The organism is Mesorhizobium sp. M7A.F.Ca.US.014.04.1.1, from assembly GCF_003998745.1.
GTDB classification, from domain to species: domain Bacteria; phylum Pseudomonadota; class Alphaproteobacteria; order Rhizobiales; family Rhizobiaceae; genus Mesorhizobium; species Mesorhizobium ciceri.
On record NZ_RZRW01000566.1, the window covers coordinates 1 to 3648 of the forward strand.

General features: G+C 63.4%; 4 protein-coding genes. All 4 read left to right on the forward strand.

The genetic code is table 11. From position 1 onward, the window contains the following. A partial coding sequence (locus EOA22_RS27600; RefSeq protein WP_127390360.1) for a 3-hydroxyacyl-CoA dehydrogenase NAD-binding domain-containing protein occupies positions 1–614 on the forward strand: 614 nt, incomplete at its 5' end. 130 nt (positions 615–744) lie between these two features. Continuing rightward, entirely contained in the window at positions 745–1575 is an 831-nt protein-coding gene (locus EOA22_RS27605) for an ABC transporter ATP-binding protein (RefSeq protein WP_013529863.1), read from the forward strand. After that, complete coding sequence (locus EOA22_RS27610) at positions 1572–2387, forward strand: ABC transporter permease (RefSeq protein WP_013529864.1); 816 nt, start codon at positions 1572–1574, stop codon at positions 2385–2387. The genes EOA22_RS27605 and EOA22_RS27610 overlap by 4 nt, the downstream gene beginning before the upstream one ends. Before the next feature lie 38 nt (positions 2388–2425). After that, a complete protein-coding gene (locus EOA22_RS27615) occupies positions 2426–3436 on the forward strand; it encodes an ABC transporter substrate-binding protein (RefSeq protein ID WP_013529865.1) in 1011 nt (336 codons plus the stop codon). The last annotated feature ends 212 nt before the right edge of the window (positions 3437–3648 follow it).

A 3648-nucleotide genomic window follows, 5' to 3' on the forward strand; every position in this document is an offset into this window, starting at 1 on the left:
GCCCGTCCGTCATCGTCGCGTCCGACACGTCGGGCATTCCGATCACCAAGCTGCAGGCGCATATCTCGCATCCCGAGCGGATGGTCGGCATGCACTGGTCGAACCCGCCGCACATCATCCCGATGATCGAGGTGATCGGCGGCGAGAAGACCGCGCCTGAAACCGTGGCTGTTATCCGCGATCTCATCCGCTCGATCGGCCTGCTGCCGGTGGTGGTGAAGAAGGACGTTCCAGGCTTCGTCGAGAACCGCGTGCTCTATGCGCTGCTGCGCGAGGCGGTCGATCTTGTCGAGCGCGGCGTCATCGAGCCGGAAGACCTGGACACCTGCGTGTCGTGGGGCATCGGCTACAAGATCGCCGTCATCGGCCCGATGGCGCTGCTCGATATGGCGGGGCTGGATATCTACAAATCCGTCTCGTCCTTCCTGAATGCCGATCTCTCCAACCGCGACGATGTGGCGCCGATGGTTCTGGAGAAGACGGCTGCGTCGAAATTCGGCATCAAGTCGGGCGAGGGCATGTTTGCCTACACGCCCGAGCAGACAAAGGCGCTGCAAGGTGAACGGGCGCGCAAGCTCGTCGCGGTGCGGCGCATCCTGGAAGGCCGGGAGTAGCCAATGTCACATGGTGCGCACAGGGCCAGCCGGTTTGAGGAGTTCCACCGGTCGGCTGTTTGTGTGAAGGGCGCCTTCGCCATCAAGATGGTGCGGGTGCGGCAGAAAACAGCGCGCGGGGCGACAAGCCATGCGCATTGAAACCATCCGAGCCGCCGGCGACAGGCCGGCCCATATCCGCCATGACGATCTAATCTCCGCCAAGGGCGTTTCGGTGGTCATGGCCCGTCAGCTGATCCTCAGGAACATCGATCTTTCGGTGCCAAAGGGATCATTCGTTTCCCTTATCGGTCCTTCCGGATGTGGCAAGAGCACCTTGCTCAAGGTGCTGGCCGGGCTGGTGCAGCCTACCCAGGGCAGCGTTTCGATCGCCGGGCTCGCGCCGGTCGAGGCGGCGCGCAAGCGGATGATCGGCCTCGTCTTCCAGGACGCCAACCTGCTCCCCTGGAAAAACGCCGTCGACAATGCCTCGATGCTGCTCGGCATCGCCGACAAGTCGCTCTCGCGCTCGGATCTGCGGGCGCGCGGGCAGGAGATGCTGGAACTGGTGGGGCTGGGCGACAGCGCCCACAAGCGGCCAAACGAGCTGTCGGGCGGCATGCGGCAGCGGGTCGCCATTGCACGGGCCCTGGCGCTCGATCCGGCGGTCCTGCTGATGGACGAACCGTTCGGCGCGCTCGATGCCATCACCCGCGATTCGATGGGCCAGTCGCTGCTGGAGATCTGGCAGCGGACCGGCAAGACGATCGTGCTCGTCACCCATTCCATCGACGAGGCCATCCATCTGTCGCGCCATGTTCATGTGCTGGGGATCAAGCCGGGACGGATCACCGAGAGCCTCGACATTGCGCTGCCTTACCCGCGCGACCTGTCGGTCACCGAAGATCCGGAGTTCGTCAGGCTGGTGGTCCAGTTGCGAACGATGCTGCGCTCCAGCCATCAACCGGGAGGCGCGTCTTGAGCGACCAACCCATAATCGACCTTTCCGAGCCGCGCCTCGCCTCCAGCTGGAGTGCGGCGACCGGCAGCTGGCTGCCGGCTGTCATCCTCCTGCTGGTGACGATCGTGCTGTGGGAAGCCGCGGTGCGGATCTTTGCCATATCCGCCTTCATCATTCCCGCCCCGTCCGAAATCGCGAAGTCGCTGGTGGCGCAATGGGGCACGCTGATGCAGGCGACGCTGGTGACGGCGGGCGAGATCCTGTTCGGCTTCCTGGTCTCGGTCGTGGTCGGCATTGCCATTGCGCTGGTCATCGTGCGCTTCGATTGGTTGGGACGCGCGCTGTATCCACTGGTGGTGCTGTTCCAGAACGTGCCGAAAGTCGCCCTCGCGCCGATCTTCATCCTCTGGTTCGGCTATGGGCTGGCGCCCAAGATCGGCCTGATCCTGGTCATCGCCTTCTTTCCGGTGACGCTCTCCATGCTGGCGGGCATGCAATCGGTCGACCGCTCGCTGCTGTCGCTGATGAATTCCGTCGGGGCCAGCCCGACGCAGATCCTGTTCAGGATCCGCGTTCCGCACTCGCTGCCGAACCTGATGGCCGGAACCAAGATCGCCGCCACGTTGAGCGTGATCGGCGCCATCGTCGGTGAGTTCGCCGGGGCGTCGGACGGTCTCGGCTACGTCATCCAGTTCGCGTCGACCCAGCTCGACACGGCGCTGGTCTTCGCAGCGCTGCTGCTCGTTTCCGTGCTTGGCATCGCCTTCTACTACGCCGCCGAAATCCTAGAACGCATCGTGGTGCCGTGGGCGCCGAAATTCAGCCAATCCTAGGCCCGCTCGATCAACCAAATTCATAAAAGGGAACAAAAATGCTGAGACGCTCACTTATCAAGGCCGCTACCTTCGCGGCGTTTGTCACGGCACTCGGCTTCTCCAGCGCGGCTCTGGCGGCGGACAAGGTCAACGTCCAGCTCGACTGGGTCGTGCGCGGCAATCACGCCATGTTCTTCGTCGGCAAGGAAAAGGGCTTCTTCGCCAAGAACGACATCGATGTGGCCGAGATCCGCAAGGGATCCGGCTCGCCGGACGCGATGCGGCTGGTGGGCAATGAGAACGCGGATTTCGGGTTCGGCGATCTTCCCACGCTTGCCGTCGCACGGTCGCAGAATGTCCCGGTCGTGGCGCTGGCAGCCGTCAATCAGCACTCGCCGCTGGGGATCATTTCGCTGGCCAAGACGCTGAAGCTCACCAAGCCGTCCGACCTCAAGGGACTGACCATCGGCATTCATCCGGCCGGTTCCACCTACATCTTCTTCAAAGGCTTCCTGGCCGCCAATGGCCTGACCGAAAAGGACATGACGCTGAACAGCGTCTCGCCTCCCTATGAAAGCTATTTGCTGCTTGGCCGGGTTCAGACGGTCGTCGGCTATATCGATGCGGAGGTTCCCGAACTGGAAGCGAAGGCCGGGGGCCCGGGCTCGCTCAGCATCATGATGGGGGCGGACTATGGGTGGAAAGCCTATGGCTCCGGCCTGTTCACCTCGCAGGCGATGATCAAGGACAAGCCGGACGTCGTGCGCCGCTTCGTCAAGGCATATAGGGAGGCCTTCGACTATGTCGTGGCTCATCCGGAAGAGGCCGCCGAGATCACCGCCAAGGCAGCGCCCGGCTATGCGGACAAGAAGGACGTACTGCTGGCGCAGATCAATGCCGACATCGCCTCGACGTTCACCAGCCCGGACACCAAGGAACACGGTCTCGGCTGGATGACGAAGACGCAGTGGGAGGAGACCCTAAAGACGCTGACGGACCAGGGCGTGCTCAAGGCGGCTCTGTCGGCGGACGACGTCTTCACCGACGCGTTCCTGGCAAAGGAATAAGAGGCTCGCGATGTTCGAACGGACGCGGGAATGAGCGCCTACCGGCAGGCCAGGCTGTCCTGCGCCATGGCGCAGGACACATCGCGCTCGCCTTTCGCCGCATCGGTGCGGTCGAGCGTGATCTGCACGCGGGTGGCATATGCTCGGCTCGCCAGACCGCACCACAGCCGCTCGACGGGCAGGTTCTCGCGCTTGTCGTTGAGGATCGTGAA